Below are 693 nucleotides of genomic sequence, written 5' to 3' on the forward strand. Positions count from 1 at the left end.
GGCGCGCCAAATCCGGCAGCCGCTCCAGCGCGGCGCGCGCGGTGCCGAAATGATCGACCAGCGAGCGGAAGGTGCGCGGCCCGACATTGTCGGAGCGGATCAGCCGCAGGCGGTCGATCCGCTCGGCCTCGGTCAGCTCCACGCTCGGATTGATGGCGTCCACGGCGTCTCCTTGCAGGCGCAGCATGGAACAACCTGAGGGCGTTGCGCAACAGGGACGTGCGCTTGCGCGACTTCGCCCCGATGCTAAAAGCGATCCCAATAAGAAGGACGTTGCCATGATCTCACTCGCCGATCTCCAGCGCCGCATCGAAGCCGGCGAGTTGTCGCCAGATGCCGCCATCGCGCAATCGCACGCGGTGATCGAGTCCAAAGAGAAGGACGTCCGCGCCTTCGTCCGCCACGACAAGTCGGCAAGAGCGCAAGCCTCGGGTCCGCTACGCGGCATTGCGGTCGGCATCAAGGACATCATCGACACCGCCAATATGCCGACCGAGATGGGCTCGGAGATCTATCGCGGCTGGCAGCCGCGCTCGGACGCGCCTGTGGTGATGATGCTGAAGCGGGCGGGAGCCACCATCATCGGCAAGACCACGACGACCGCGTTCGCCTCGCGCGATCCGACGCCGACGCTCAATCCGCACAATCTCGGCCATTCGCCGGGCGGCTCGTCCGCGGGTTCGGCGGCGGCCG

1 protein-coding gene and 1 pseudogene are annotated in these 693 nt (G+C 66.8%); one reads left to right on the forward strand and one right to left on the reverse strand.

The genetic code is table 11. The annotated features are described in order from the left end of the window. Positions 1 to 187, reverse strand: a pseudogene (locus tag MOV74_RS39615) (DNA-protecting protein DprA); the annotation flags it as partial. Between the two features lie 91 nt (positions 188 to 278). Between MOV74_RS39615 and MOV74_RS39620 the strand changes: the two are divergent. After that, positions 279 to 693, forward strand: a 415-nt coding sequence (locus tag MOV74_RS39620; protein ID WP_246933051.1) for an amidase family protein, incomplete at its 3' end; no start/stop codon positions are given.

This window comes from Bradyrhizobium sp. SHOUNA76 (assembly GCF_023006445.1).
GTDB lineage: Bacteria > Pseudomonadota > Alphaproteobacteria > Rhizobiales > Xanthobacteraceae > Bradyrhizobium.